This is a genomic window from Arthrobacter sp. AQ5-05, from assembly GCF_003287975.1.
Taxonomy (GTDB): domain Bacteria; phylum Actinomycetota; class Actinomycetes; order Actinomycetales; family Micrococcaceae; genus Paeniglutamicibacter.
The window spans coordinates 1-2,130 of sequence record NZ_QMKQ01000065.1 but is presented as its reverse complement, the minus strand read 5'-3'; the positions used below and the strand labels follow the sequence as shown (position 1 = coordinate 2,130).

Here is a 2,130-nt window from a genome sequence, read left to right as displayed (position 1 = left end):
CATGGTGGGAGGAGCTTATTTCATGGCTCCCAAGGGCGCTACGGGTGGCTCTGAAGGAGAATATTCGCATTTTGGCGGGGTGGCTCTGAACGGCAATATTGGTGGCTCTCAAAGAGTCAAATATTCACATGTGCATTCGCCTCGGTTAGATGTCCATCGCGAAGATGAGGGTCAAGTCGCGTGAGATGGTTTCCCACCCCGCTGCCGTCTGCGCTGCAAGTGGAAAGTCATCGAAGACATGGACGAAGGCAAACTTGCAGCCGTCTCCCTCACCGGCGAGCTCAAAGCTTTGCAATTGGCCGGCATATGTCCAGGCCAGGTGATGCGGCGCATCAACCTCGGTCACCTCAAGCATGGCTCCTCCTGCCTCGAAGGTCTCCTCCGCTTCCGGTGTCCAGCCGACTGCTCCGGGGAACCACCGCCGAAGTTCATCGGGACCACTGACCGCCCACCACACACTCTCGACTGCGTGATCAAGGTTGAGCTCGAATCGTAGGCTTACCCGATCGTCAAGCATTTCCAGGGTCCCGTGGATCACCGGTTCTCCCTCGGTGGCATTCTCCGGAGTCTGGTTGGCCAAGGTTCTCCGCCAAGGTCGTTCACGTATTTGTGATGCTGCATTCGAAGCGCTTGATGACGCGCCTGCCTCGCGTGTTCCACACGAGGGGTAGTTTGGGCACGAACGCGAAGGAGCTTCCTATGCCGGTTGCAAGTGTTCATCGAGAGGGGCTCCCGTCACTACATCCTGCCGCACGAGATTGTGCGCAGGCAATGAATCGTCGTACATGCACAACAGCGATCTCAAGATCCGGTCCGAAAGCCTTGGAGCACTTCAGCGCACTTAGTTCTTCTCTTGGCTCAGGGACGTACCAATGGGTACGGCAACCCCTGGAATTGCATATGCCAGACCGGCTCGTCCCGCTGGTTCTGCGAGGGTTTCTCACTGCGGACCGATGCATGCGTGGCGAAGAACCGACGTTCACGGAACGAAGTGCACGGCCCTCGCAAAATGGCGAGTTGTCGAATCATTCGAGCTGGCGGAGACACTGGCCTTCCCACACCGTATCGACCATCGTGAACATCAAATATCCGGGAGCCACATTTTGCCTGATTCAGGTGTTCGTCCACACGAACGAATAGCGCACCGGGTCGGCCGATGTAACCATGAACGGGTCGTTCATACAATTGCAGGCGGATTGGTTGCCCGCTACCGGTGCCCGGAAAACAGAAGAGCCAATGGCTCGGTCCGCCGCATGGCAGGCGCCGTATGCATCCATAGTCAGGGCTTTCCCCATATCAGGCGGGGTGGATTCATGGAACGCGGTGAGACCCAGCTTCGGATTACGTCCTGTGCGCCGTCCAGGAACAGCGCTGCTCGGGCATCGTCCAATCCGATGAGCGGATCCATCCACAAGTCGCTGACCGCGATCGCTCCCTCGGGGATATTTCCGAGACTGGACGAGAAGGAAAATCAAGCGGTAGCTTCGAGTCCAAACACCAGTAGACGACGTGGGTGATCTCCACTGACGCCAGGTTGCCAGTCAAGCGCATGGTCTGCTGGCACTGAGGGGATGGGCCGGCAGGCCCTGCTGAAATACGGTCTGACATGGCAATGCCCCGGGTGATACACCCGGGGCAGACACACTTTTAGTCCTATAGGCCCTATAGGCCGAATTCGGCTCGCGTCTGTTAAACATCGGAACCCCTGAACAGTTATGTTCAAGGGTTCCGGGACGTTATGTCCGGCGGTGACCTACTCTCCCACACCCTCCCGAGTGCAGTACCATCGGCGCAGTGGGTCTTAGCTTCCGGGTTCGGTATGGGACCGGGCGTTTCCCCCACGCTATGACCGCCGTAACTCTATTACCGCGCTTTCCTTATCCAGGAAAGCTGGTGGCTTTATCGAGTCACAACAAGTGCTGTGGTTCTTCATAATCAACTATAGCGGAACGACGGGCTCCGCGCGAACGAATAGCCGCTTATTGGCCGGTGAGGGTGGTCACTGTCAGCGGAAGTTCTAAAGTGACCGTAGGCGGCAATCCCCGCTGACCACCAGCGGCAATTGAACTGACCACCGGCGGCAACCGGTTTTGACCACTGGCGGCAGGCTTTCCCACCCCATTTCCGGGC

At 57.8% G+C, this 2,130-nt stretch carries 1 protein-coding gene and 1 rRNA gene; both read right to left on the bottom strand.

Translation table 11 applies throughout. The features are described from left to right. Positions 1 to 145: 145 nt before the first annotated feature. Positions 146 to 580, bottom strand: coding sequence for an SRPBCC domain-containing protein (locus DQ353_RS20975; RefSeq protein WP_220094086.1), 435 nt, complete (start codon positions 578 to 580; stop codon positions 146 to 148). Positions 581 to 1,740: 1,160 nt separating this feature from the next. Beyond that, positions 1,741 to 1,857: ribosomal RNA gene (gene rrf / locus DQ353_RS20970) — 5S ribosomal RNA — on the bottom strand. Between the last annotated feature and the right edge of the window lie 273 nt (positions 1,858 to 2,130).